Here is a 22270-nt window from a genome sequence, read left to right as displayed (position 1 = left end):
GCGTCAGACTCCGGGCCGGCCAGCAAGTGAAGGGCGAACAGCTTCCGTGCGCATCGCCAGATTCTCCATCGACGGCAATGTCGCCTTCGGCGCGGTCGAGGGCGACGGCAGCGGCGACACCGCCGGCCTCGTCCTCGACATCATCAAGGGCATTCCGTACACCGACTTCGAGCTCTCCGGCACCAAGGTCCCGCTGAGCAAGGTCCGGCTGCTCCCGCCCGTCCTGCCCAACAAGGTGGTGGCGTTCGGCCGTAACTACGCGGAGCACGCGGCGGAGCTCGGCAACGCCGTCCCCGACGCGCCGTTCGCCTTCTTCAAGCCCACCACCTCCGTGATCGGCTCGGGCGACGCGATCGAGTACCCGTCGTTCTCGAACGAGGTGCACTACGAGGCCGAACTGGCCGTCGTCATCGGGCGGATGTGCCGCGAGGTGCCGCGCGAACGCGTCAAGGACGTCATCTTCGGCTACACCTGCGCCAACGACGTCAGCGCGCGCGACATCCAGAAGAGCGAGAAGCAGTGGGCGCGCGCGAAGGGCTTCGACACCTCGTGCCCGCTCGGCCCCTGGGTGGAGACCGAACTCGACCCCTCCGACGTCACCATCCAGTGCACCGTCAACGGGGAACAGCGGCAGCTCGGCCGTACGAGCGACATGATCAACTCCGTCGAGGACCTGATCGTCAACATCAGCGAGGCCATGACGCTCCTCCCCGGTGACGTCGTCCTCACGGGCACCCCCGCGGGGGTCGGCCCCCTCAGCGTCGGCGACGAGGTCGCCGTCACCATCGAAGGCATCGGCACTCTCACCAACAAGGTGATCAAGCGTGGCTAGCGCACCCGTCCGTGTACGTTTCTGTCCCTCCCCGACCGGCAACCCCCACGTGGGCCTGGTCCGTACCGCCCTGTTCAACTGGGCGTTCGCCCGCCACACCGGCGGCACCCTGGTCCTGCGCATCGAGGACACCGACGCGGCGCGCGACTCCGAGGAGTCGTACGTGCAGCTCCTCGACTCGCTGCGCTGGCTCGGGCTCGACTGGGACGAGGGCCCCGAGGTGGGCGGCCCGCACGCGCCGTACCGCCAGTCGCAGCGGATGGACATCTACCGCGACACCGCGGACAAGCTCCTCGCGGCCGGCCACGCGTACCACTGCTACTGCACGACCGAGGAGCTGGACGCCCGCCGGGAGGCGGCGCGCGCGGCGGGCAGGCCGTCGGGGTACGACGGCCACTGCCGCGACCTGACCGCCGAGCAGAAGGCGGCGTACGAGGCGGAGGGCCGCAGCGCCATCGTCCGCTTCCGGATGCCCGACGAGCCGATCACCTTCACGGACCTGGTCCGCGGCGAGCTGACCTTCACCCCGGAGAACGTCCCGGACTACGGCATCGTCCGCGCCAACGGCGCCCCGCTCTACACGCTCGTCAACCCGATCGACGACGCGCTGATGGAGATCACCCACGTCCTGCGCGGCGAGGACCTGCTCTCCTCCACGCCGCGCCAGGTCGCGCTCTACAAGGCGCTCACGGAACTGGGCATCGCCAAGGGCGTCCCGAGCTTCGGTCACCTTCCGTACGTCATGGGGGAGGGCAACAAGAAGCTCTCCAAGCGCGACCCCCAGGCGTCCCTCAACCTCTACCGCGAGCGCGGCTTCCTCCCGGAGGGGCTGCTCAACTACCTCTCGCTGCTGGGCTGGTCGCTCTCCGCGGACCGCGACCTCTTCTCCATGGACGAGATGGTCGCCGCGTTCGACATCGCGGACGTCAACGCCAACCCGGCCCGCTTCGACCTGAAGAAGGCCGAGGCGATCAACGCCGACCACATCCGGCAGCTCGACGTGAAGGCGTTCGCGGACGCCTGCGCCCCGTGGCTGAAGGCCCCGTACGCCCCCTGGGCGCCGGAGTCCTTCGACGCCGCGGCCTTCGAGGCGCTGGCCCCGCTGGCCCAGACCCGGGTCACGGTCCTCTCGGACATCACCGCCAACGTCGACTTCCTCTTCCTGGACCAGCCGGTCGAGGACGAGGCGTCCTGGACGAAGGCGATGAAGCCGGGCGCGGACGCGCTGCTCACCACGGCCCGCGCGAAGATCGCGGAGTCCGACTGGAACGCGGAGTCCCTGAAGAACGCGGTCCTCGCCGCCGGCGAGGAACACGGCCTGAAGCTCGGCAAGGCCCAGGCCCCGGTCCGCGTCGCCACCACGGGCCGCACGGTCGGCCTCCCGCTCTTCGAGTCCCTGGAACTCCTGGGCCGCGAGCGCACCCTGGCCCGCATCGACGCGGCACTGGCGAAGCTGACGGCGTAAGGCGGCACGCGGTACGCGTACCGCACACGAGGGCCCGGTGGCCCGCCCGCAGGTCGGGGCGGCCCACCGGGCCCTCCCGCATACCGTCACGGCTTCGGCGCACCCGCCCATACGACGCTGCCGAAGCTCCCCGGCCGCCGCGAGACCCACGCGGCGGCCCGCTCGGGCGAGGCCAGGGACAACCAGGCGGCCCCGTCAACGGCGGCGACCTGCGTACCCCCGCCGTCCGCGTGGGCGAGGCCCCAGCCGGCGACCCGGGCGTCCAGCTCGCCGTCCTCGCAGGTGTACTCCTCGACGACGGCGAAGAGACGGGGCGCGGTGTCGTCGACGAGCGCGCGGATCTCCTGGTCGAACCCTTCTGGGCGCTCGGGGCGGGGGAGGGGCGGGGATACGGTGTTCATGTGAAGTCTCCTATCCGTCGCAGCAGTTGGTACGTGGTAGGAATGTAACCCCTGGGGGATAAAGTTATCCTCGATTTCGCGATAGTTTTTAGACTTCACCTGTGTGGGTGACAGCTCGTATGGGGAGGGTGACCAGTGGCAAGAGACACGCCGCCGACGCTGCGGCAGCGAAGGCTGGGCGCCGAACTGCGCAAGCTGCGCGAGCGGGCCGGACTCAAGTCAACCGCCGCCGCGGCTCAAGTCGGCGTCCAGCAGGCCCGGATGAGCATGATGGAAGCGGGTCGATACGCGGTCGGCGCCGACCGGGTGCGTGCGATAGCGCATACCTACGCCTGCGACGACGCCGATCTGGTGGAGGCGCTGGCGGGCATGACCGGAGGCCGCGAGCGGGGGTGGTGGGACGAGTACCGTGAGCTGTTGCCTGCTGCCCTTGTGGAATTCGCGGAGTTCGAGCACGACGCCGTCTCGATGCGGGTAGCTGTCGTCATGAATGTGCCTGGTCTGCTGCAGACGGCCGCCCATGCGCGCGTTTCCTTCAAGCAGAGCGTTCCGTCCCTGCGTGCCCACGAGCTAGAGCATCGAACGTCGTTCCGGATGAAGCGGCAAGGAGTTCTGTACAGGGAGTCCGCGATGCCGTACACCGCGATCATCCATGAAGCCGCACTCCGGCTAGGGTTCGCCGGCCCTGAGGTCACGCGTGAGCAACTGCACCATCTGATCGAGATGGGTGAGCTCGACAACGTGAAGGTCTTGGTCATCCCTTTCGGGGGCAACGACTTCCCGGCCGCTGGTCAGCCCGTCACCTACGCGACCGGCTCTGTGCCACAACTCGACACCGTCGCGTTGGACACCGATCATGGCTGTGACTTCCTGGACGGAGAGGCGCAACTCGCTCGGTACCGCACGGTCCTGGACCGTATGGAGGGCTGCGCCCTTCCCCCTGGGAAGTCCCGTGACCTCATCCGGCGTGTCGCCAAGAGCATCTGAGGAAGATTGACCGTGCCCCGTTACGAATGGCAGAAGTCCTCCTACAGCTCTGAGGGGGGCAACTGTGTCAATGTCGCTGCTGCCCCTGATGGAACCCTCCGCCTTCGGGAGAGCGACGATCCCGACGTGCTCCTGTTTCTCGCACCGGGGCAACTGGGCTCACTCCTGATAGCGATCAAGGCCGACCGGTTGCGCGACCTGCCCCGCCCGTGAACGCTGGAGAGCGGTACTGGCCCTGGTGCTTCCCATCCGCTGATCACGGAGAAGCGGAGCAAATCGTGTCCTCATACGCCTGGCAGAAGTCCTCCTACAGTCCAGAGGGTGGTAACTGCGTCAACGTCGCCGCCGCTTCCGATGGCACTCTTCGCCTCCAGGAGAGCGACGACCCCGGAGGGATCCTGGCGACGACCCGCGCCCCGTTCGGCGCCCTGCTGACGGCCATCAAGGGTGGTCTGCGGGTTCAAACCGAGCGGTGACCGGGCTGGCCCGGGTCCCATGGGCGCCGCAGCCCGCCCCCTCCCTGGTTTGATGATCGCGGCTTCGGGGTGTGCGTCAAGGGCGCTCCTTTGTCGCGTCGGCTTCGCCGATGTCGCTGCGCTCCACCCTTGACTCACACCCCTGCGCCGCTGGAAGGGCAGTGGGGGGGGTCCCCTGGGAAACACCGATGTCGCGGGGGCCGGCCCCAGGCTGCCGGGCCGGTTCGCCCTGCGGGGCACGCGGTCGTGGAGTGGGGTGGTGGCGCGTTTCGTCAAGCGTCCGTCGACCGGTCGTGTGTTGGGCTTCATGCCCCGCTGGTCACCCGCCGTGGGTGGGGGCGGCGGAGGTCGAGGGGGTCGATCGGGTGTCTCCCCGGCCATAAGGTGGGTGATTTGTGGCGAATTGCCGTGCCTGGTTGATGGGTTGGCAACCCGGTGCTCCGTTTCTGCGTCCGTGGAGCACACCAAGTGGGGCTGTGGGTATGCGAGGCCCCTCGGTGGTGGCGGGATCGCGATATCGGTTGGCGGGTCGGCGTGTACCGGGCGCCGTATGCGCGCTCTAGCTTCGACGCATGACAGAGATCAGTTACCAGGCGACCGATGACTGCGCCCTGCATGCCACCGTCGTCGGGGAAGGGCGGGCCCTTGTCCTTCTGCACGCGGGCGGCCCCGACCGCAGGAGCATGCTCCCCCTGGCCGAACGGTTCGTGGACGACTTCATGGTCATCCTCCCCGACCTGCGGGGCTACGGCAGCGCGGTCTGCCGGGAGCCGGCTCGCTTCACCTGGGCCCAGTACGTCGAGGATGTGATGCGGCTCTTGGACCACCTGGGCCTCCCCGATGCCGTTTTCGCCGGGGCGGGCCTGGGCTCCACGATCACGCTTCGGGCGGCGGCCGCACATCCGGAACGGGTGCGGGCCGCTGTGCTCATCGGGGTCGAGGACATTGAGGACGACGAGGCTAAGGCGGCCGAGATCCGCTTCCTTGACGAGTTCGCCGCCCGTGTCGCGGCCGAGGGTATCGAGGCCGGTTGGGGGCCCATCCTCGCTGATCTCCCGCCCGTCGTCGGGGCCATGGTGCGCGATGCCATACCCCGGTCGGACCCCGACAGCATCGTGGCCGCCGCAGCCATCGGCCACGACCGCTCCTTCCGAAGCGTCGACGAACTCGCCGCGATCACCGTGCCGACCCTCGTCTTTCCCGGCACCGACCCCCGTCACCCCACCGTTCTTGCCGAAGGGGTCGCAAGGGTCCTCCCCAACGGCCAACTGGCCACGGTTTCGATCGGCGACGATCTTCGGACCGCCGAGGACCTCGCCCGCGCCGTCGCTCCCGAAATACGCGCGTTCCTCGGATGGGTCCAGCCCGTGATCGGCGCAGGATGAGGCGGTGTTCGGCAGGTCTTGGGCACCCGTAGTCCCGGTCCGGTGCACTCCACCTGCACAGGGAGGGAACATGGGCCCCCACCCACGGCGGGTGACCAGCGGGGCATGAAGCCCGGCGCACGGCCGGTCGGCAGGCGCTTGACGTACACCCCGGAGCCGCGATCACCGGATCAGGGAGGGGGCGGACCGCCCGCCATAAGACAACCTGGCCCGCTGAACCCCGGCCCGGACCGTGGCCCCGCGCGGTACCGTCGCCGTATGGCGATCCGTGCCGTCCTCTGGGACATCGACGACACCCTCTTCGACTACACCACCGCCGACCGCGCCGGCATGCAGCGGCATCTCGCCGCCGAGGGGATGGCCGACCCCGGCGAGACCGTCGATCAGGCTCTCGGGCGGTGGCGGGAGATCACCGATGCCCAGTGGCTGCGCTTCGCCGCCGGGGAGACCGACTTCCTGGGGCAGCGGCGCGACCGGGTGCGGATCTTTGTCGGTGCGGCGCTGAGCGATGCCGAGGCCGACGCGTGGTTCGACCGGTACATCACGCACTACGAGGCGGGCTGGAGCCTGTTCCCCGACAGCCTCGCCGCTCTCGATCTGCTCGCCGCCGACTACCGGCAGGCCGTGCTGTCGAATGCCTCGATCATCAACCAGGACCGCAAGCTGCGCGTCCTGGGCGTACGTGATCACTTCGAGGCCGTGCTCTGCGCCGCCGAGCTGGGGGTCTCCAAGCCCGACGCCGCCGCCTTCCACGCCGCCTGCGACGCGCTCGCGCTGGAGCCGGGCGAGGTGGCGTACGTCGGGAACGAGCCGGACATCGACGCCGGCGGGGCCACGGCCGCCGGGCTCGCCGGGGTGTGGCTGGACCGGGGCGGGCTCGGCGGGCGTCCCGAGCTGGTGCGGATCACCGATCTCGGTCAGCTTCCCGCCGTACTGCGCGGGGATACTCGTTTTGGAGCGCTGTCCGCGATCGGGTAATGTTCTTCCTGCGCCGCCCGGGAAAACCGCAAGGTACGACCGGGAAGCGCACGCCAGACAAGACCCCCGTACGGGGGTTCAGCTTTGGTGGGCTATGGTGTAATTGGCAGCACGACGGTTTCTGGTTCCGTTAGTCTAGGTTCGAGTCCTGGTAGCCCAGCGCAGACTGTAATCTGCAACGCCCCCGTTGTGTAGCGGCCTAGCACGCTGCCCTCTCACGGCAGTAGCGCCGGTTCGAATCCGGTCGGGGGTACAGATCCTTCTCTCCGACGTCTTCGGGTCGCACCTGGATACGTTGATGCAGGATCGCTAGGGCCCCCGTTGTGTAGCGGCCTAGCACGCTGCCCTCTCACGGCAGTAGCGCCGGTTCGAATCCGGTCGGGGGTACTGATTCTCAAGAATCACCATGGGCTATGGTGTAATTGGCAACACGACGGTTTCTGGTTCCGTTGTTCTAGGTTCGAGTCCTGGTAGCCCAGCTTGGCCCAGGGCCATGCCCCCGTTGTGTAGCGGCCTAGCACGCTGCCCTCTCACGGCAGTAGCGCCGGTTCGAATCCGGTCGGGGGTACCACGCAGGAAAGATCGCGATATCGACCCTCCCCTCGGGGAGGGTCTTTTTCGTTGCCCCGTGCGATCAACTGCCCTCGCCGAAACGGCGGTTGGACTCCTCCGCCTGGGCGAGCCGCCGCAGGCTCAGCAACACCGGTTCGTACAGCACTGTCTTGGCCACCGCCGCCTCGACCTGCCGCGTGCCCGGCTCGTACCGCTCGATCATGTCGATGTCCACGACGCCGAGTTGGTCCGCGCACCGCCCGTACGCGAGCAGATCCTCCACCGTGGTCGGATACCCGCTCCGCTCCAGCGCAGCGATCGCCCCGACGAGCGTCCGGAACGCGGGGGATTCGCCCCGCGCCGCACTGCCGAAGCCCCAGCCCAGCCGTACCAGCAACTCCGTCGCCTGCTGCTCGGCCGCCTCCACCGTGGCATCCGGTACGGGGGCCTCCGCGCCCGGGGCCGTCGTGTCCGGGGCCGTACCGGAAGGCGTGGCGGGGAAGGTGTCCGGGAGCGACCAGACCGCCGCGCCGATCCGGCTGTGGTGGTCCAGCGACTCGTCCTCCACCGCCACCAGCACCTCCCGCGCCGTGGCCACCGGCATCCGCCCCACCTGGATCAACGCCCGCACCAGCCGCAGCCGGCGCAGGTGTTCCTCGTCGTACGCGGCCTGCGTGGCGTTGATCCGGCGGCCCGGCCGGAGCAGCCCCTCGCGCAGGTAGTACTTGATCGTGGCGGTGGGGACCCCACTGCGTTCGCTCAGCTCCGCCATGCGCATCCCGGTTGCACCTTTCCTTGAATAGTGCCACTATCCAATCATGGATAGCGGCACTATCCAATCCAGGGGAGCCGCCCGGGAGGGCGGGAGCAGGGGAGATGAGGGCGTCATGGGTACGAAGGTGATCGAAGGCCGGATGACCGCGGCGGCGGAGCGGGAGGTGGTCGTCTTCATGATCGGGGCGCGGATCAACAAGTTCCGCTCCCCGCGCGACTGGTGGCCCGTGGTCAAGGGCATGCCGCGGATGCTGAAGGAGTTGTCCGGGGATGCGTCCAGCGGGCTGATAGGGTCCCGGATCCTGCTGGGCGGGCCGCGACTGGTCTACCTCGTCCAGTACTGGGAGTCCAAGGAGAAGCTGCTGGCGTACGCGGCGGCGCCGGATCAGGAGCACCGGCCGGCCTGGGCGGAGTTCAACCGCAGGGCGCGCGCGGGCGGCGGCGGGGTCGGGATCTGGCACGAGACCTATCTGGTCCCGGCCGGTTCGTACGAGTCCGTCTACGTCAACATGCCGGAGTTCGGCCTCGCGGCGGCGACCGGGGTGGTCCCGGTGGGCAGGCGCGGCGAGCGCGCGGCCGACCGGCTGGCCGCGCCGAGCCCGGCCGCGTAAGGCGGATCCGGGCGGGGGCCGGGAGGGTCGGGGCGGGCCGCTGCGGCGCTGGAGCGGCCTGCTGGGTTTTCGGGAACGCTGCCGGGTTTCGGGAACGCCCGGCGAGGTCAGCTCGCGCGGCGCAGGGCCTCGCTCAGCCGGCCCGCCGCGTCGATCACGGCCTGGGCGTGCATCCGGCCCGGGTGGCGCGTCAGACGTTCGATCGGTCCGGATACCGAGACGGCGGCGACCACCCGGTTCGACGGGCCCCGTACCGGCGCCGAGACCGAGGCCACGCCCGGCTCGCGCTCGCCGATCGACTGGGCCCAGCCCCTGCGCCGTACGCCCGAGAGCGCCGTCGCCGTGAAGCGCGCCCCCTGAAGGCCGCGGTGCAGCCGCTCCGGCTCCTCCCAGGCCATCAGGATCTGGGCCGAGGAGCCCGCCTTCATGGTCAGGGTCGAGCCGACCGGGACCGTGTCCCGCAGCCCCGAGAGCCGCTCCGCCGCCGCCACGCATATCCGCATGTCGCCCTGGCGGCGGTAGAGCTGCGCGCTCTCGCCGGTCAGGTCGCGCAGATGCGTGAGGACCGGCCCCGCCGTCGCCAGCAGGCGGTCCTCGCCCGCCGCCGCGGCCAGCTCGGCCAGCCGCGGGCCGAGAATGAACCGGCCCTGCATGTCCCTCGCCACCAGCCGGTGGTGTTCCAGTGCCACGGCCAGCCGGTGTGCCGTGGGTCGTGCGAGCCCGGTCGCCGCGACCAGCCCGGCGAGGGTGGCCGGACCGGACTCCAGGGCGCTCAATACCAGAGCCGCCTTGTCGAGAACGCCGACGCCGCTAGAGTTGTCCATGAAACGATACTCGCGTCTCACTCTGTGAAACGCAAGTTCAATTTTCCGGGGAAGTTGCCAACCTGTAGGTACGGGCCCGCGGAATCGGGCCCGCGGGAGACGGGCCCATGACCAAGGGTCCCCCGCCGACGTCCGGTGCGTGGGGTACGGGCGTAGGCCCACATATCTCTAGGAGAGCCGGCCACGAGAGGCCGGCCGGAGGGAAAGCGATGGGTAGGACACTCGCGGAGAAGGTCTGGGACGACCATGTCGTCCGGCGCGCGGAGGGCGAGCCCGACCTTCTCTTCATCGATCTGCACCTGCTGCACGAGGTGACCAGCCCCCAGGCGTTCGACGGCCTCCGCCAGAACGGCCGGAAGGTCCGGCGGCTCGACCTCACCATCGCGACCGAGGACCACAACACCCCGACCCTCGACATCGACAAGCCCATCGCGGACCCCGTCTCCCGCGTCCAGTTGGAGACCCTGCGCAAGAACTGCGCCGACTTCGGCGTACGGCTGCACCCGCTCGGCGATGTCGAGCAGGGCGTCGTCCACGTCGTGGGCCCCCAGCTCGGTCTGACCCAGCCCGGCACCACGGTGGTCTGCGGCGACAGCCACACCTCCACCCACGGCGCCTTCGGCGCGCTCGCGTTCGGCATCGGCACCAGCCAGGTCGAGCACGTCCTCGCGACCCAGACGCTGCCGCTGGCCCGCCCCAAGACCATGGCGATCACGGTCGAGGGCGAACTGCCCGACGACGTCACCGCCAAGGACCTGATCCTCGCGATCATCGCGAAGATCGGCACCGGCGGCGGCCAGGGCTACATCCTCGAATACCGGGGTTCCGCCATCGAGAGCCTGTCGATGGAGTCCCGGATGACCATCTGCAACATGTCGATCGAGGCCGGCGCCAGGGCGGGCATGATCGCCCCCGACGCGACCACCTTCGACTACCTCAAGGGCCGCGACCACGCCCCCGAGGGCGCCGACTGGGACGCGGCCGTCGCGTACTGGGAGACGCTGCGCACCGACGACGACGCGGTCTTCGACGCCGAGGTCTTCATCAAGGCCGAGGAACTCGCCCCGTTCGTCACCTGGGGCACCAACCCGGGCCAGGGCCTGCCGCTCTCCGCGCACGTCCCCGACCCGGCTTCGTACGAGGACGCTTCGGAGCGCCTCGCCGCCGAAAAGGCCCTGGAGTACATGGGGTTGACCGCCGGACAGGCGCTGCGCGACATCAAGGTCGACACCGTCTTCGTAGGCTCCTGCACCAACGGCCGTATCGAGGACCTGCGCTCGGCCGCCACCCTGCTGGAGGGCCGCAAAGTCGCCGACGGCGTACGGATGCTGGTCGTCCCCGGGTCGGTACGCGTCGCGCTCCAGGCCGTCGCCGAGGGCCTGGACAAGGTGTTCACCGCCGCCGGAGCCGAATGGCGGCACGCGGGCTGCTCGATGTGCCTGGGCATGAACCCCGACCAACTCGCGCCCGGCGAGCGTTCCGCGTCCACGTCCAACCGCAACTTCGAGGGCAGGCAGGGCAAGGGCGGCCGTACCCATCTCGTCTCTCCCCAGGTCGCCGCCGCCACCGCCGTACTGGGCCATCTGGCCTCGCCCGCCGATCTGTCCGACGCCGGTGCCGGCGACCGTACGCCCGCTGGAGCGCGATAACCATGGAAGCCTTCACCACCCACACCGGTCCCGCCGTGCCGCTGCGCCGCAGCAACGTCGACACCGACCAGATCATCCCCGCCCACTGGCTCAAGAAGGTCACCAGGGACGGGTTCGAGGACGGGCTGTTCGAGGCGTGGCGCAAGGACCCGTCCTTCGTCCTCAACCAGCCCGAGTACGCCGGGGCCTCGGTCCTGGTCGCCGGACCCGACTTCGGCACCGGATCGTCCCGGGAACACGCCGTCTGGGCCCTCCAGAACTTCGGTTTCAAGGCCGTCATCTCCTCGCGGTTCGCGGACATCTTCCGCGGCAACTCGCTCAAGAACGGTCTGCTGACCGTCGTTCTGGAGCAGTCCGTCGTGGACGCCCTCTGGGCGATCACCGAGAGCGACCCCACGGCGGAGGTCACGGTCGACCTGGAGCAGCGCCAGGTCCGCGCGACCGCCCCTGACGGAGCAACGCTTGTGGCCGATTTCGAGCTTGACGAGAACGCCCGCTGGCGCTTGCTGAACGGGCTCGACGACATCAGCCTCACCCTTCAGAACGAGTCCGACATCGCCGCGTACGAGGCCGCCAGGCCGTCCTTCAAACCGCGCACGATTGCCGCCTGATCAGCGCTTTTCCCCTACTGCACCCCCTGCCTCCAGGTAGGGGGTGCAGTTGCTTGTTGAGCCCCTGTCGGGCGACAACTCGCCCTAGATGGCACAATCGGCGCATGGAACGCGACAACCAACTCAAGCTCTACGGGTTAGTCGCCGAACAACTCAAAGATGCGCACGCAAGGGTGCGTGCACTGCAAGTCCCGGAGGGCGTGCGCCAGGCACTCTCCCGGAAGCTGCTGGTCATCACGGCCGCGGCGAAACACGATCTCCCGGGCGCGGCAAGGCGTCTGGACCGCTTGATGAAGGACCTGGACGAGGGTCGTTTTCCGGAAGGTCTCTGACCCTCCGCGGAACTCCGCCGGGCCGACTTCGTTGCGGCACTAGGGTGATTAGCCCGTTTCGTGTTTGATTTGCGGTATATATCTGCCTAACGTGCGAAAAAGCTTGAACACTTTCGTTCTGGCAATGTCTCCGAAGGGGAAGACGTGAACAAGGCGCAGCTCGTAGAAGCGATTGCGGACAAGGTCGGCGGCCGTCAGCAGGCCGCGGACGCGGTCGACGCGGTACTCGACGCGATCGTCCGCGCGGTGGTCGCCGGTGACCGGGTCTCGGTCACCGGCTTCGGTTCGTTCGAGAAGGTCGACCGTCCGGCGCGTTACGCCCGTAACCCGCAGACGGGCGAGCGCGTACGGGTCAAGAAGACCTCGGTGCCGCGCTTCCGCGCGGGCCAGGGCTTCAAGGACCTCGTGAGCGGCTCGAAGAAGCTCCCGAAGAACGACGTGGCCGTCAAGAAGGCCCCCAAGGGCAGCCTCTCGGGCGGATCTTCCACCCGTACGACCGTGAAGGCCGCGGCCAAGAAGGCCACCGCCAAGAAGGCGGCCACGGCGGCGAAGAAGACCGCGGTCAAGAAGACCACGGCCGCCAAGACCACCACCGCCAAGAAGACCAGCGCGGCGAAGAAGACCGCCAAGAAGACCACGGCCACGGCGAAGAAGACCGCCAAGAAGGCCACGGGCACGGCCAAGAAGGCCACCGCCAAGAAGACCGCGCCGGCCAAGAAGGCGACGGCCAAGAAGGCCCCCGCGCGCAAGGCCACCGCGCGCACCACGACGGCGAAGAAGGCCGTCGCCAGGAAGAAGTAAGCAGGAAGCGGTACAGGGCCGTACGCGCCGGGCCGGGCTCCCCTCGGGGAGCCCGGCCCGCGGCGTTTCCGGAAGAGCCGTACGCGTACGTGCCACCGTTCCAGGCGGCGTACGGGGCGCCACGGGGCGCCACGGGGCGGCTTCCGGGCCGCTATAAGGGCGCTGCAAGGGCGCTACGAGGTGGTGCGGCGGCCTCGGCGGGGTCCGGAGCTCAGAGGGTCTGGAGGGTGACCAGCGTGATGCGGGGCGACGCGCCCTTGCCCTGGCTCTCGGTCTCGATCCGTACGCGCTGACCCGGTCGGAGCAGTCGCAGCCCGCCGGCGTCGAAGGCCGCCGCGTCGAACTCCACCGGGGTGCCGTCGTCCAGCAGCACACTCCCGCAACGGGTCTCGGAATCGTATGTGTACGAGGTCGCCTGCATAGCCGCAGCGTATCGTCCGGGCCGTCGCGGCTCAGCAGCCCGGCCCCGGCGCCGGAAGCGGCCCGTACGCCTGATGCCCGTCCTGCTCTCCTCGCTCCCCTTGTTCTCCTCGCTCGCCTTTCCCGGTGGTCGCCCCGTACCGAAGCGCCGTACGCGCGCCGAGGCCCAGCTCCGCCGCCCGCAGCAGATCCTCGCCCGTATCGACATCCCGCCGTACGGAATCCACCCCGGCCAGAAGTATTTCCACCGCCCCTGTCGACAAATGTCCTCTGCGGGAGGGTCCGCCGAAAGCCGGATTCAATTCCACCCCGGGCCCCGCCGTCAGCAAAGTCGTACCGATTCCCGCGGCGTCCGCGAGAAAAGCGCGCGGAAATGGCTCCGCCGCGGTCAGGACCAGGGCGAGTTCCGCCGGGCGGAGCGCCGGGAGATCCGCGTTGAGTACGGCCACCGCCGCCCGGGGCCGCAGGTTCCTGACGGCCCGCGCCCCGTGCGCGAGCGCCGCGTTGAGACCGTCCGCCGGGGCGTCCGGGACGATGCGCGCGCCCAGCGCGGACAGCTCAGCCGCCGCGGTCGGGTCGTCGGTCACCACCGCCACGTCGCGGACGACGGGGCAGGCCAGGACCGCGGCCACGGTGTCCAGCGCGAACGCGAGGGCGAGCCGCGGGCGCAGGGCGTCGCCCGTCGCGGCGGCGAGCCTGCTCTTCGCGAGCCGGAGCGGTTTGAGCGGGACGACCAGGGACCATGGGGCGGCCGGGTCCGTGTGCGTGGCGAACTCTCCGTCCATCTCCGCGTCCGTTCTCCCGCCCTGTTCGGTGGCCCGTGTACAGCCCATGTGTATCGGCCCTCTATTGTGGCCCGGCACCGCCGCGACCCACAGGGCCGGTCCCCGGACCGGGGCGTACGGTGTTCTCGACAGAGCAGGGGACCGGGGCCACACTTGACCCCCGGCAGCCGGGGACAGGCCCGGCGAGAAGAGGAAGGTGTTCGAGTGTCCCGCCGTAGAATCGGCTTCTGGTACCGCCTGGCGGCGGTCATCGCAAAACCGCCGCTGATCCTTCTCCTCAAGAGGGACTGGCGGGGTACGGAGCACATTCCGGCCGACGGCGGATTCATCACCGCGGTGAACCACAATTCGCATCTCGACCCGTTCGCCTACGCACACTTCCAGTACAACACCGGCCGCGTTCCGCGCTTCCTCGCCAAGGACGGCCTTTTCACCAAGGGGTTCATCGGCGCCGTCATGCGCGGCACCGGGCAGATCCCCGTCTACCGCGAGACCAGCGACGCCCTGAGCGCCTTCAGGGCCGCCATCGACGCCGTCGAGCGGGGCGAGTGCGTGGCGTTCTACCCCGAGGGCACCCTCACCCGCGACCCCGACATGTGGCCCATGACCGCCAAGACCGGGGTCGCCCGGGTCGCCCTCCAGACCAAGTGCCCGGTCATCCCCGTCGCGCAGTGGGGCGCCAACCTGGTGCTGGCGCCGTACGCCACGAAACCCGACCTCTTCCCGCGCAAGACCCACCACGTCCTCGTCGGCCCGCCCGTCGACCTCACGCGCTTCTACGACCGGGAGATCGCTCCCGAATTGCTGCGCGAGGCCACCGAGGTCATCATGGCCGCCATCACGGAACTGCTGTCCGAGGTACGCGGCGAGCCGGTGCCCACCGTCTCGTACGACTACCGCAAGGCCAGGGAAGAACAGCGGCGCAAAGCCGCGGAAGAGGGGTCGAAGTGACGCGGGTCGCCGTCTTCGGAGCAGGTTCTTGGGGTACGGCGTTCGCCATGGTCCTCGCCGACGCGGGATGCGACGTGACGATCTGGGGCCGGCGCCCCGAGATCGCCGACGCCATCAACACCACCCGCGCCAACCCCGCCTACCTGCCGGGCTTCGAACTGCCCGCGGGCGTACGGGCCACCACCGACCCGGCCGAGGCCGCGCGCGACGCCGAGTTCACCGTGCTCACCGTGCCCTCGCAGACGCTGCGCGGCAACCTCGCGCGGTGGGCGCCCGTACTCCCCTCCGACACGGTCCTCGTCTCCCTGATGAAGGGCGTCGAACTCGGCACCGCCAAGCGGATGAGCGAGGTGATCGAGGAGGTCGCCAAGGCCCCCGCCGAGCGCGTCGCCGTGGTCACCGGACCCAACCTCGCCAAGGAGATCGCGGGCCGGATGCCGGCCGCCGCCGTCGTCGCCTGCGAGGACGAGGGGGTCGCCCAGCGGCTCCAGGCCGCCTGCCACACCCCGTACTTCCGCCCGTACACCAACACCGACGTGGTCGGCTGCGAACTCGGCGGCGCCGTCAAGAACGTGATCGGTCTCGCCGTCGGCATCGCCGACGGGATGGGCCTCGGCGACAACACCAAGGCGTCCCTGATGACCCGCGGACTCGCCGAGACCACCCGGCTCGGCCTTGCCATGGGCGCCGACCCGCACACCTTCTCCGGACTCGCCGGAATGGGCGATCTCATCGCCACGTGTTCCTCGCCGCTCTCCCGGAACCACACGTTCGGCACCAACCTCGGCCGCGGCATGACCCTCCAGGAGACCATCGCGGTCACCAAGCAGACCGCCGAGGGCGTCAAGTCCTGCGAGTCCGTGCTGGATCTGGCCCGCCGCCACGATGTCGACATGCCCATCACCGAAACCGTCGTGGACATCGTGCACAACGGGAAGCCGCCGCTCGTCGCGCTCAAGGAGCTGATGTCGCGCAGCGCCAAGCCCGAGCGGCGCTGACTCGGGCGGTACCAGCAGGTACGCTCGTCGCGATATGAGCAGCGAGAACTCCCCCCGAAGCCCCGAGCGCAGCCTTGGGCACAGCCCGGAGAGCGGCCCCGAGCAGCCGCTCCGCAAGCCGCGCGTGGCCGTCGTCTTCGGCGGCCGCAGCTCCGAGCACGCCATCTCGGTGGTCACGGCCGGCGCCGTACTGCGGTCCATCGACCGTACGAAGTACGACGTCCTCCCGATCGGTATCACCACCGACGGCCGCTGGGCGCTGACCGCCGACGACCCGGAGCGGATGGGTATCGCCGAGCGCTCCCTGCCGAGCGTCGAGCAGATCGCCGAGTCCACGGACGGCTCCGTCGTCCTCTCCGTCGACCCGGGCAGCCGTGAGGTCGTCTACAGCGAACCGGGCGCCGTGCCCAAGGTGCTGGGCGACGTCGACGTGGTCTTCCCGATGCTGCACGGCCCGTACGGGGAGGACGGCACCCTCCAGGGGCTGCTGGAGCTCTCCGGGATCCCGTACGTCGGCGCGGGCGTCCTCGCCTCGGCCGTCGGGCAGGACAAGGAGTACATGAAGCGGGTGTTCATCTCCTTCGGGCTGCCCGTCGGCCCGTACGTGGTGATCCGGCCCCGCGAGTGGGAGCAGGCCCCCGAAGGCGGCGGGGCGCCCGGCGCCGCCGCCCGTGCGAAGATCGTCGACTTCGCCGCCGAGCACGGCTGGCCGCTCTTCGTGAAGCCCGCCCGGGGCGGCTCCTCCATGGGCATCACCAAGGTCGACGACCCCTCGGGGCTCGACGAGGCGATCGCCGAGGCCCGCCGCCACGACCCCAAGATCCTGGTGGAGTCGCTGCTGCGCGGGCGCGAGATCGAGTGCGGCGTGCTGGAGTTCGAGGACGGTCCGCGCGCCAGCGTGCCCGCCGAGATCCCGCCCGTCACGGAGCACGACTTCTACGACTTCGAGGCCAAGTACATCGACTCGGCGGCCGGTCTGGTGCCCGCGCCCCTCACGCCCGAGGAGACCGCGGAGGTACAGCGGCTCGCGGTCGCGGCGTTCGAGGCCACCTCCTGCGAGGGACTGGTCCGCGCGGACTTCTTCCTCACCGAGGACGGCGAGTTCGTCATCAACGAGATCAACACGATGCCGGGCTTCACACCCATCTCCATGTACCCGCGCATGTGGCAGGAGAGCGGCGTCAGCTACGAGGCACTGGTCGACCGGCTCATCCAGGCGGCGCTGCGCCGCCCGACCGGCCTGCGCTGAGCGCGCCCGGGAACGTCCGTACCGTACGGCGCGCGTACGGCCCGGTGCGCCCGCCGCACCGGGCCCGCGTCGCTCCCGCGGGCCAGGAGCGTCTACAGGCTGCGCGGGACCGTCTTGGCGACGGCCTCGGCCAGCCCCGCGAGCGGGGTGGAGTCATGGGTGAACCGCGTGGTCATCGTGACCTCGACATAGGTCTGGCGGTAGGTCGTGGTGAACCGCGGACCGGAGTCCCGCTCCTCCAGCATCCAGTTGACGCCGTCCGCCTCCACCGCCTGCGCCTGCGGGTTGCCCATCTCCGCGGGCCGGGGGACCCCGCAGCGCAGTACGATCGCGCCGTCGCCCCACCCGGCGGTCAGTTCGGAGCGCGGCTCGGGATCGGCGCGGCCGAGGTCCGCGAGGGTCTTGGGCAGTTCCTTGTCCAGGGCGCGGCAGAGGGCTGCCTCTTCCTTGGAGGGGGTAGGAACCGTGACCGGCGCGTCCGTGGAAGAACAGCCCGCCGCCGCCGTCAGAAGGACGGCGACGGCGGGAAGACGGGCGATCGAACGGCCGGACAGCCTGCGGCTCGGAAGCGGGCGACGGGAACGTATCACCGGCCAAGCGTAGACGGGGGCGGTCTAGAGATGAACGACCGGGCAGGTCAGGGTGCGGGTGATGCCTTCTACTTGCTGGACCTTGGCGACGACCATGCGGCCGAGCTCATCGACGGTGTCCGCCTGAGCCCGCACGATCACGTCGTAAGGACCGGTGACGTCCTCGGCCTGGATCACTCCCGGAATCTTTGCGATGGTCTCGGCGACGGTCGTCGCCTTGCCCACCTCGGTCTGAATAAGGATGTACGCCTGTACCACGGAACCTCCAGGGCGGCCACGAGGATCATGTGGGGGAAAGAGACGCCACGGTATCGCGTCGCCGTGGGCCACGGGGAGACCCGGGCGCCCGGTGGCGCCCGCAGGGTGGCGTCGGCAAGTCCACGTTGACGCGAGCGGGCGACATGGCACGCGCGGCGCACGGCGCGGGGGTGTGACACCCCCGCCGTGACACGCGCGCGTGACCTGGCGTACGACGGTGTTGACGTGACGCGTGAACGTACCGACAGCAGTGAGGGGCCGCGACCGCAGACGCGGCCCGGTGAAGAGAGCAAGAGAAGGGGAGACTCGGTGAAGGGAACCGTGGGCGAGTTGGGGGAGTTCGGGCTCATCAGAGAGCTGACGTCCCGGCTCACCACCACCCCGGCGGTGCGGCTCGGGCCGGGCGACGACGCCGCGGTCGTGGCCGCCCCCGACCGCAGGGTCGTGGCGAGTACGGATCTGCTCCTCGAAGGGCGGCACTTCCGCCGTGACTGGTCGACGGCGTACGACGTGGGCCGCAAGGCCGCCGCGCAGAACCTGGCCGACATCGCGGCGATGGGCGCGGTGCCCACCGCGCTGCTGCTCGGGCTGGTCGTGCCGGCCGAACTCCCGGTCACCTGGCCCACCGAGCTGATGGACGGCATCCGCGACGAATGCCAGGTCGCGGGGGCCGCCGTGGTCGGCGGCGACGTGGTGCGCGGCGACTCCATCACGATCGCGATCACGGCGCTGGGCGATCTGCGCAACCACGAGCCCGTGGTCAGGTCGGGCGCCCGGCCCGGCGATGTGGTCGCCTACACCGGGTGGTTGGGCTGGTCCGCGGCGGGGCACGCGGTGCTCTCCCGGGGCTTCCGCTCGCCGCGCGCCTTCGTGGAGGCGCACCGCAGGCCGGAGCCGCCGTACCACGCGGGCCCGGCGGCGGCGGGTCTCGGCGCCACCGCGATGACCGACGTCAGCGACGGACTGGTAGCGGACCTCGGGCACATCGCGGAGGCGAGCCAGGTCCGTATCGACCTGCGGTCCGGTCTGATCGACATCCCCTCGCAGATGAACGACATCGGCCAGGCGGTCGGCGTCGATCCGCTCCAGTGGGTGCTGACCGGCGGGGAGGACCACGCGATCGTCGCGACGTTCCCCCCGGACGCCAAGCTCCCGGCGCGCTGGAAGGTGATCGGGGAGGTGCTCAACCCCTCCGCGCTGCCCCAGGTGACGGTCGACGGCGCCCCGTGGACCAGCAAGGGCGGCTGGGACCACTTCGGCGACATCGAGGACACGTAGATTCGTGGGTATGCCGATATCTGCACCTGTGCCTCCCCGTGTTCTCACCGTCGCCGGATCCGACTCCGGCGGCGGTGCGGGCATCCAGGCGGACCTCAAGACGATGCTGGCCTTCGGCGCGCACGGCATGAGCGTGCTCACCGCCGTCACGGCGCAGAACTCCCGGGGCGTCCAGGGCGCCTGGGAGCTGCCGGTGGAGGCGGTACGGGCGCAGTACCGCAGCGTCGTCGACGACATCGGGGTACAGGCCGTGAAGACCGGCATGCTCTCCTCCGCCGCCCTGGTCGACGCCGTGGCCGAACTGCTCGCCGCGACCGGTGTCCCCGTGGTCGTCGATCCGGTCGGGGTCTCCAAGCACGGCGATCCGCTGCTGGCCGCCTCGGCGCTGGACGGCGTACGGAAAAGGCTGCTGCCGGCCGCGGCGGTCGCCACCCCCAACCTGGACGAGGTGGCGCAGCTCACCGGCGTGCGGGTGGCGGACGAGGCGGACCTGCGGCGCGCGGCGCACGCCGTCCTGGAGTTCGGACCCCGCTGGGCGCTGATCAAGGGCGGGCATCTGCCGGGGGACGCGGTGGATCTGCTCACCGACGGCACCGAGGAGCACTGGCTGCGGGCGCCGCGCCACGACAACCGGCACACGCACGGCACGGGGTGCACCTACGCGTCGGCGATCGCCGCGGGGCTGGCGGGCGGACAGGACGTGGTGACGGCCGTCACGGCGGCCAAGGAGTACGTGACGGGCGCGATCGCGCACGGCTTCGCGCTGGGCACCGGCATCGGCCCGGTGGACCACGCCTGGCGCTTCCGGGCCTGAGGCGCCGGACCCCGAGCACGGCAAAGAGCCGGCCCACCGAGGTGGACCGGCTCTTCAAGGCAACCGCAGGGGCTGCGCTACGACGCAGGCGTCAGCGCGAGACCTTGCCGGCCTTGATGCACGATGTGCAGACATTGAGGCGCTTCGGCGTCCGACCGACCACGGCACGCACGCGCTGGATGTTCGGGTTCCAGCGACGGGGCGTACGGCGGTGCGAGTGGGAAATGCTGTTGCCGAAGCCCGGCCCCTTGCCGCAGACGTCGCAGTTGGCAGCCACGGGTCACTCCAAAGACTTCAGATGCTCGTACAGAGAAATCCGGCGTGGCTGAATCAACGAACAGAAGATGTCGATGTCGCTTTGCCGGGGGATTGGCCCGACTCTCATCGGGCAACCGCAGCAGCATACAACGACTGCCTCGGTACCCGGAAACTATACCCTTCTCGCATCACCCCGGCCGACGGAGGAGGACCCCGCAGGTGCCGCAGACCCTCGACGCCGCAGCGGTGCGGAGCTGGTGCGCGCTGGCGCTGGAGGCCCTGGGCCGGGAGCGCGAGGAGATCGACGCGATCAATGTCTATCCGGTCGCGGACGGAGACACCGGCACCAACCTCTATCTGACCGTGGAGTCCGCCGCACAGGCGGTCGAGGCGGTGTTCGCGGCACACGAGACGGGCGTCTCCGCGCCCGCCCCGGCCGACGCCGTACGGGCCATGGCGCACGGCGCGCTGATCGGCGCCCGGGGGAACTCCGGGACGATCCTGGCGCAGCTTCTGCGCGGGATGGCCGAGGTGCTCACGGAGGGGACTCCCGGTGACGGGGATCACGCGGACGAGGGGCACGGCGAGGGACACGGGCAGCGATACGCGCAGGGGTACGGCGGCCGGCTCGCCCCCGCGCTGCGGCGGGCCGCCGAACTGGCCCGCGAGGCCGTCGCGCACCCAGTAGAGGGCACGATCCTGAGCGTGGCGAGCGCCGCGGCCGACGCGGCGGAGGCGGCATCCCGCGCGGACGCCCCGTACGGCGTGGATGCCCCGTACGGCGCGGACGGGGCGTCCGGGGCGGACAGGGGCGCCGCGTACGGGGCGGACGCGGCCCGCGCCGTACGGGCCGCGTACGCGGGCGCTCGCGCCGCGCTCGACGCCACCCCGGGCCAGCTCGCCGTGCTCGGCCGCGCGGGCGTCGTCGACGCGGGCGGCCGGGGCCTGCTCACCGTGCTGGGCGCGCTGGTGCGCTGCCTCACGGGCGACGCGCCCCCGCCCTTCCCCGCGGGCCACCGCCGGTACGAGAACCCCGTAGCGGCGGAGTCCGCCGCCGAGGCGTGCGCCACGGAAGGCGGACCCGCCTTCGAGGTGATCTATCTGCTGGAGGCGGACGAGGCCGCCGTGGCCCGGCTGCGCGCCCGGCTCGACGGGCTCGGGGACTCCCTGGTGGTCGTCGGCGGCGACGGGCTGTGGAACGTGCACGTCCATGTCGACGACGCGGGCGCCGCAGTGGAGGCGGGCGTCGAGGCGGGCCGCCCCTACCGCATCCGTATCACCCACTTCGGCGCCGCCGCCGAGGAGCCGCGCGTCCAGCGCGCCGTCGTCGCCGTCGTCCCGGGGGAGGGCCTCGCGGGGCTCTGCGCCGAGGCCGGCGCGACGACAGTCCTCGCCCGCCCCGGGGAGCCGCCCGCCAGCGGCGAACTCGTCGAGGCGATCCGGCGCGCGCACGCCCGCGAAGTGGTCCTCATGCCGAACGACGAGGCCCTGCGGCACACTGCCGCTGCCGCCGCCGAACAGGCCCGCACCGAAGGCGTACGGGTCGCCCTCATCCCGACCAGGGCCGCCGTCCAGGGCATCGCCGCGCTCGCCGTGCACCAGCCCGACCGCCGCTTCGACGAGGACGTCGTCGCGATGACCAGCGCCGCCGGAGCCACCCGCTACGCCGAACTGGCCGTCGCGGAGCGCCAGTCCTGGACCATGGCGGGCATCTGCCAGGCCGGGGACGTCCTGGGGCTGATCGACGGGGACGTCGCGGTCATCGGCTCCGACCTCGCCGCTACGGCGGAGACGGTGCTCTCCCGGATGCTCTCCGCGGGCGGCGAACTCGTGACACTCGTCCTCGGGGAAGACGTACCCGAGACGCTCGCCGCCCGACTGGAGAGCTACGTACGAGAGGGCCATCTCGCCGTCGACACCGTCGTCTACCGGGGCGGCCGGCAGTCGGCGCCGCTGCTCGTCGGCGTGGAGTGAACCCGGCGCGTGCCCGA

General features: G+C 70.5%; 26 protein-coding genes and 5 tRNA genes. 23 read left to right on the top strand and 8 right to left on the bottom strand.

The genetic code is table 11. The annotated features are described in order from the left end of the window. The first annotated feature begins 46 nt into the window (after window positions 1-46). Both ACIO3P_RS36465 and gltX read left to right on the top strand, forming a co-directional pair. Window positions 47-832 (top strand): fumarylacetoacetate hydrolase family protein, encoded by a 786-nt coding sequence (locus ACIO3P_RS36465; protein WP_329823078.1) that lies wholly within the window; start codon window positions 47-49, stop codon window positions 830-832. Further along, a complete protein-coding gene (gltX, locus tag ACIO3P_RS36460; RefSeq protein ID WP_329823077.1) occupies window positions 825-2297 on the top strand; it encodes a glutamate--tRNA ligase in 1473 nt (490 codons plus the stop codon). Before ACIO3P_RS36465 ends, gltX begins: the two co-directional genes overlap by 8 nt. A gap of 86 nt (window positions 2298-2383) precedes the next feature. Here the strand turns inward: gltX and ACIO3P_RS36455 are convergent, their stop codons facing one another. Beyond that, window positions 2384-2698 carry a hypothetical protein gene (locus ACIO3P_RS36455; protein ID WP_401855439.1) on the bottom strand — a complete coding sequence of 105 codons (315 nt, stop codon included), beginning with the start codon at window positions 2696-2698 and terminating at the stop codon, window positions 2384-2386. 135 nt (window positions 2699-2833) lie between these two features. Here ACIO3P_RS36455 and ACIO3P_RS36450 point away from each other — a divergent pair, with 135 nt between their 5' ends. The 10 genes from ACIO3P_RS36450 (at window position 2834) to ACIO3P_RS36405 (ending at window position 7095) form a co-directional block, all read left to right on the top strand. Next, the gene (locus tag ACIO3P_RS36450) at window positions 2834-3685 is read left to right on the top strand and encodes a helix-turn-helix transcriptional regulator (RefSeq protein ID WP_329823075.1); all 852 of its coding nucleotides are present in this window, start codon (window positions 2834-2836) and stop codon (window positions 3683-3685) included. 12 nt (window positions 3686-3697) lie between these two features. Continuing rightward, entirely contained in the window at window positions 3698-3898 is a 201-nt protein-coding gene (locus tag ACIO3P_RS36445; protein WP_329823074.1) for a DUF397 domain-containing protein, read from the top strand. A gap of 65 nt (window positions 3899-3963) precedes the next feature. Continuing rightward, window positions 3964-4161 (top strand): DUF397 domain-containing protein, encoded by a 198-nt coding sequence (locus ACIO3P_RS36440; protein WP_329823073.1) that lies wholly within the window; start codon window positions 3964-3966, stop codon window positions 4159-4161. A 572-nt stretch (window positions 4162-4733) separates the two neighbouring features. Continuing rightward, window positions 4734-5546, top strand: coding sequence for an alpha/beta hydrolase (locus ACIO3P_RS36435; RefSeq protein ID WP_329823072.1), 813 nt, complete (start codon window positions 4734-4736; stop codon window positions 5544-5546). 258 nt (window positions 5547-5804) lie between these two features. Continuing rightward, window positions 5805-6524: an HAD family hydrolase gene (locus ACIO3P_RS36430; protein WP_401797437.1), complete on the top strand. Its 720-nt coding sequence runs from the start codon at window positions 5805-5807 to the stop codon at window positions 6522-6524. A gap of 88 nt (window positions 6525-6612) precedes the next feature. Then, a tRNA-Gln gene (locus tag ACIO3P_RS36425) sits at window positions 6613-6684 on the top strand. Between the two features lie 20 nt (window positions 6685-6704). After that, window positions 6705-6777, top strand: a tRNA-Glu gene (locus ACIO3P_RS36420). A 61-nt stretch (window positions 6778-6838) separates the two neighbouring features. Then, window positions 6839-6911: transfer RNA gene (locus ACIO3P_RS36415), tRNA-Glu, on the top strand. Window positions 6912-6931: 20 nt separating this feature from the next. Then, window positions 6932-7003 (top strand) — tRNA-Gln (locus ACIO3P_RS36410). A gap of 16 nt (window positions 7004-7019) precedes the next feature. After that, window positions 7020-7095, top strand: a tRNA-Glu gene (locus ACIO3P_RS36405). Window positions 7096-7158: 63 nt separating this feature from the next. On the opposite strand, the gene ACIO3P_RS36400 is transcribed toward ACIO3P_RS36405, so the two are convergent. Continuing rightward, the gene (locus ACIO3P_RS36400; protein ID WP_401797440.1) at window positions 7159-7854 is read right to left on the bottom strand and encodes a MerR family transcriptional regulator; all 696 of its coding nucleotides are present in this window, start codon (window positions 7852-7854) and stop codon (window positions 7159-7161) included. Between the two features lie 109 nt (window positions 7855-7963). On the opposite strand from ACIO3P_RS36400, the gene ACIO3P_RS36395 reads away from it, so the two are divergent. Further along, window positions 7964-8461: a DUF4188 domain-containing protein gene (locus ACIO3P_RS36395; protein ID WP_329823069.1), complete on the top strand. Its 498-nt coding sequence runs from the start codon at window positions 7964-7966 to the stop codon at window positions 8459-8461. A gap of 107 nt (window positions 8462-8568) precedes the next feature. Here the strand turns inward: ACIO3P_RS36395 and ndgR are convergent, their stop codons facing one another. After that, window positions 8569-9285 carry an IclR family transcriptional regulator NdgR gene (ndgR, locus tag ACIO3P_RS36390; protein WP_329823068.1) on the bottom strand — a complete coding sequence of 239 codons (717 nt, stop codon included), beginning with the start codon at window positions 9283-9285 and terminating at the stop codon, window positions 8569-8571. A 209-nt stretch (window positions 9286-9494) separates the two neighbouring features. On the opposite strand from ndgR, the gene leuC reads away from it, so the two are divergent. The 4 genes from leuC to ACIO3P_RS36370 all read left to right on the top strand — a co-directional run bounded on the left by leuC (window position 9495) and on the right by ACIO3P_RS36370 (window position 12678). Continuing rightward, a complete protein-coding gene (leuC, locus tag ACIO3P_RS36385; protein WP_401855437.1) occupies window positions 9495-10934 on the top strand; it encodes a 3-isopropylmalate dehydratase large subunit in 1440 nt (479 codons plus the stop codon). Window positions 10935-10936: 2 nt separating this feature from the next. After that, window positions 10937-11545: a 3-isopropylmalate dehydratase small subunit gene (gene leuD / locus ACIO3P_RS36380; protein ID WP_329823066.1), complete on the top strand. Its 609-nt coding sequence runs from the start codon at window positions 10937-10939 to the stop codon at window positions 11543-11545. A 104-nt stretch (window positions 11546-11649) separates the two neighbouring features. Continuing rightward, entirely contained in the window at window positions 11650-11877 is a 228-nt protein-coding gene (locus ACIO3P_RS36375; protein ID WP_329823065.1) for a hypothetical protein, read from the top strand. 144 nt (window positions 11878-12021) lie between these two features. Beyond that, the gene (locus tag ACIO3P_RS36370; protein WP_329823064.1) at window positions 12022-12678 is read left to right on the top strand and encodes an HU family DNA-binding protein; all 657 of its coding nucleotides are present in this window, start codon (window positions 12022-12024) and stop codon (window positions 12676-12678) included. 211 nt (window positions 12679-12889) lie between these two features. On the opposite strand, the gene ACIO3P_RS36365 is transcribed toward ACIO3P_RS36370, so the two are convergent. Continuing rightward, window positions 12890-13099: a hypothetical protein gene (locus ACIO3P_RS36365; RefSeq protein WP_401797447.1), complete on the bottom strand. Its 210-nt coding sequence runs from the start codon at window positions 13097-13099 to the stop codon at window positions 12890-12892. Window positions 13100-13130: 31 nt separating this feature from the next. Further along, window positions 13131-13883 (bottom strand): 2-phospho-L-lactate guanylyltransferase, encoded by a 753-nt coding sequence (gene cofC, locus ACIO3P_RS36360; protein WP_401797512.1) that lies wholly within the window; start codon window positions 13881-13883, stop codon window positions 13131-13133. Window positions 13884-14087: 204 nt separating this feature from the next. On the opposite strand from cofC, the gene ACIO3P_RS36355 reads away from it, so the two are divergent. Genes ACIO3P_RS36355 through ACIO3P_RS36345 form a run of 3 tightly spaced genes read left to right on the top strand, consistent with a single transcriptional unit; the run spans window position 14088 to window position 17081 of the window. Further along, the gene (locus ACIO3P_RS36355; RefSeq protein ID WP_329823061.1) at window positions 14088-14834 is read left to right on the top strand and encodes a lysophospholipid acyltransferase family protein; all 747 of its coding nucleotides are present in this window, start codon (window positions 14088-14090) and stop codon (window positions 14832-14834) included. Beyond that, the gene (locus ACIO3P_RS36350) at window positions 14831-15832 is read left to right on the top strand and encodes an NAD(P)H-dependent glycerol-3-phosphate dehydrogenase (RefSeq protein ID WP_329823060.1); all 1002 of its coding nucleotides are present in this window, start codon (window positions 14831-14833) and stop codon (window positions 15830-15832) included. The genes ACIO3P_RS36355 and ACIO3P_RS36350 overlap by 4 nt, the downstream gene beginning before the upstream one ends. A gap of 34 nt (window positions 15833-15866) precedes the next feature. Beyond that, window positions 15867-17081: a D-alanine--D-alanine ligase family protein gene (locus tag ACIO3P_RS36345; RefSeq protein ID WP_329823059.1), complete on the top strand. Its 1215-nt coding sequence runs from the start codon at window positions 15867-15869 to the stop codon at window positions 17079-17081. A 92-nt stretch (window positions 17082-17173) separates the two neighbouring features. Here the strand turns inward: ACIO3P_RS36345 and ACIO3P_RS36340 are convergent, their stop codons facing one another. After that, complete coding sequence (locus ACIO3P_RS36340) at window positions 17174-17668, bottom strand: DUF3515 domain-containing protein (RefSeq protein ID WP_401797514.1); 495 nt, start codon at window positions 17666-17668, stop codon at window positions 17174-17176. A 27-nt stretch (window positions 17669-17695) separates the two neighbouring features. Beyond that, a complete protein-coding gene (locus ACIO3P_RS36335) occupies window positions 17696-17929 on the bottom strand; it encodes an Lrp/AsnC ligand binding domain-containing protein (RefSeq protein ID WP_329823058.1) in 234 nt (77 codons plus the stop codon). A 309-nt stretch (window positions 17930-18238) separates the two neighbouring features. Here ACIO3P_RS36335 and ACIO3P_RS36330 point away from each other — a divergent pair, with 309 nt between their 5' ends. Together ACIO3P_RS36330 and thiD are read left to right on the top strand one after the other, a co-directional pair. Beyond that, window positions 18239-19207: a thiamine-phosphate kinase gene (locus ACIO3P_RS36330; protein WP_329823057.1), complete on the top strand. Its 969-nt coding sequence runs from the start codon at window positions 18239-18241 to the stop codon at window positions 19205-19207. Window positions 19208-19217: 10 nt separating this feature from the next. Continuing rightward, complete coding sequence (gene thiD / locus ACIO3P_RS36325; protein WP_329823056.1) at window positions 19218-20021, top strand: bifunctional hydroxymethylpyrimidine kinase/phosphomethylpyrimidine kinase; 804 nt, start codon at window positions 19218-19220, stop codon at window positions 20019-20021. 91 nt (window positions 20022-20112) lie between these two features. Here thiD and rpmB read toward each other — a convergent pair whose 3' ends face one another. After that, window positions 20113-20298 carry a 50S ribosomal protein L28 gene (rpmB, locus tag ACIO3P_RS36320; RefSeq protein ID WP_028426177.1) on the bottom strand — a complete coding sequence of 62 codons (186 nt, stop codon included), beginning with the start codon at window positions 20296-20298 and terminating at the stop codon, window positions 20113-20115. 200 nt (window positions 20299-20498) lie between these two features. On the opposite strand from rpmB, the gene ACIO3P_RS36315 reads away from it, so the two are divergent. Further along, a complete protein-coding gene (locus ACIO3P_RS36315) occupies window positions 20499-22253 on the top strand; it encodes a DAK2 domain-containing protein (RefSeq protein ID WP_329823055.1) in 1755 nt (584 codons plus the stop codon). Window positions 22254-22270: the final 17 nt, after the last annotated feature.

Origin of the sequence: Streptomyces sp. NPDC087310 (assembly GCF_044744405.1) — a bacterium.
Taxonomy (GTDB): Bacteria; Actinomycetota; Actinomycetes; order Streptomycetales; family Streptomycetaceae; genus Streptomyces.
The sequence above is the reverse complement of the archived record's forward strand: the minus strand, read 5'-3'. Positions and strand labels throughout refer to the sequence as shown.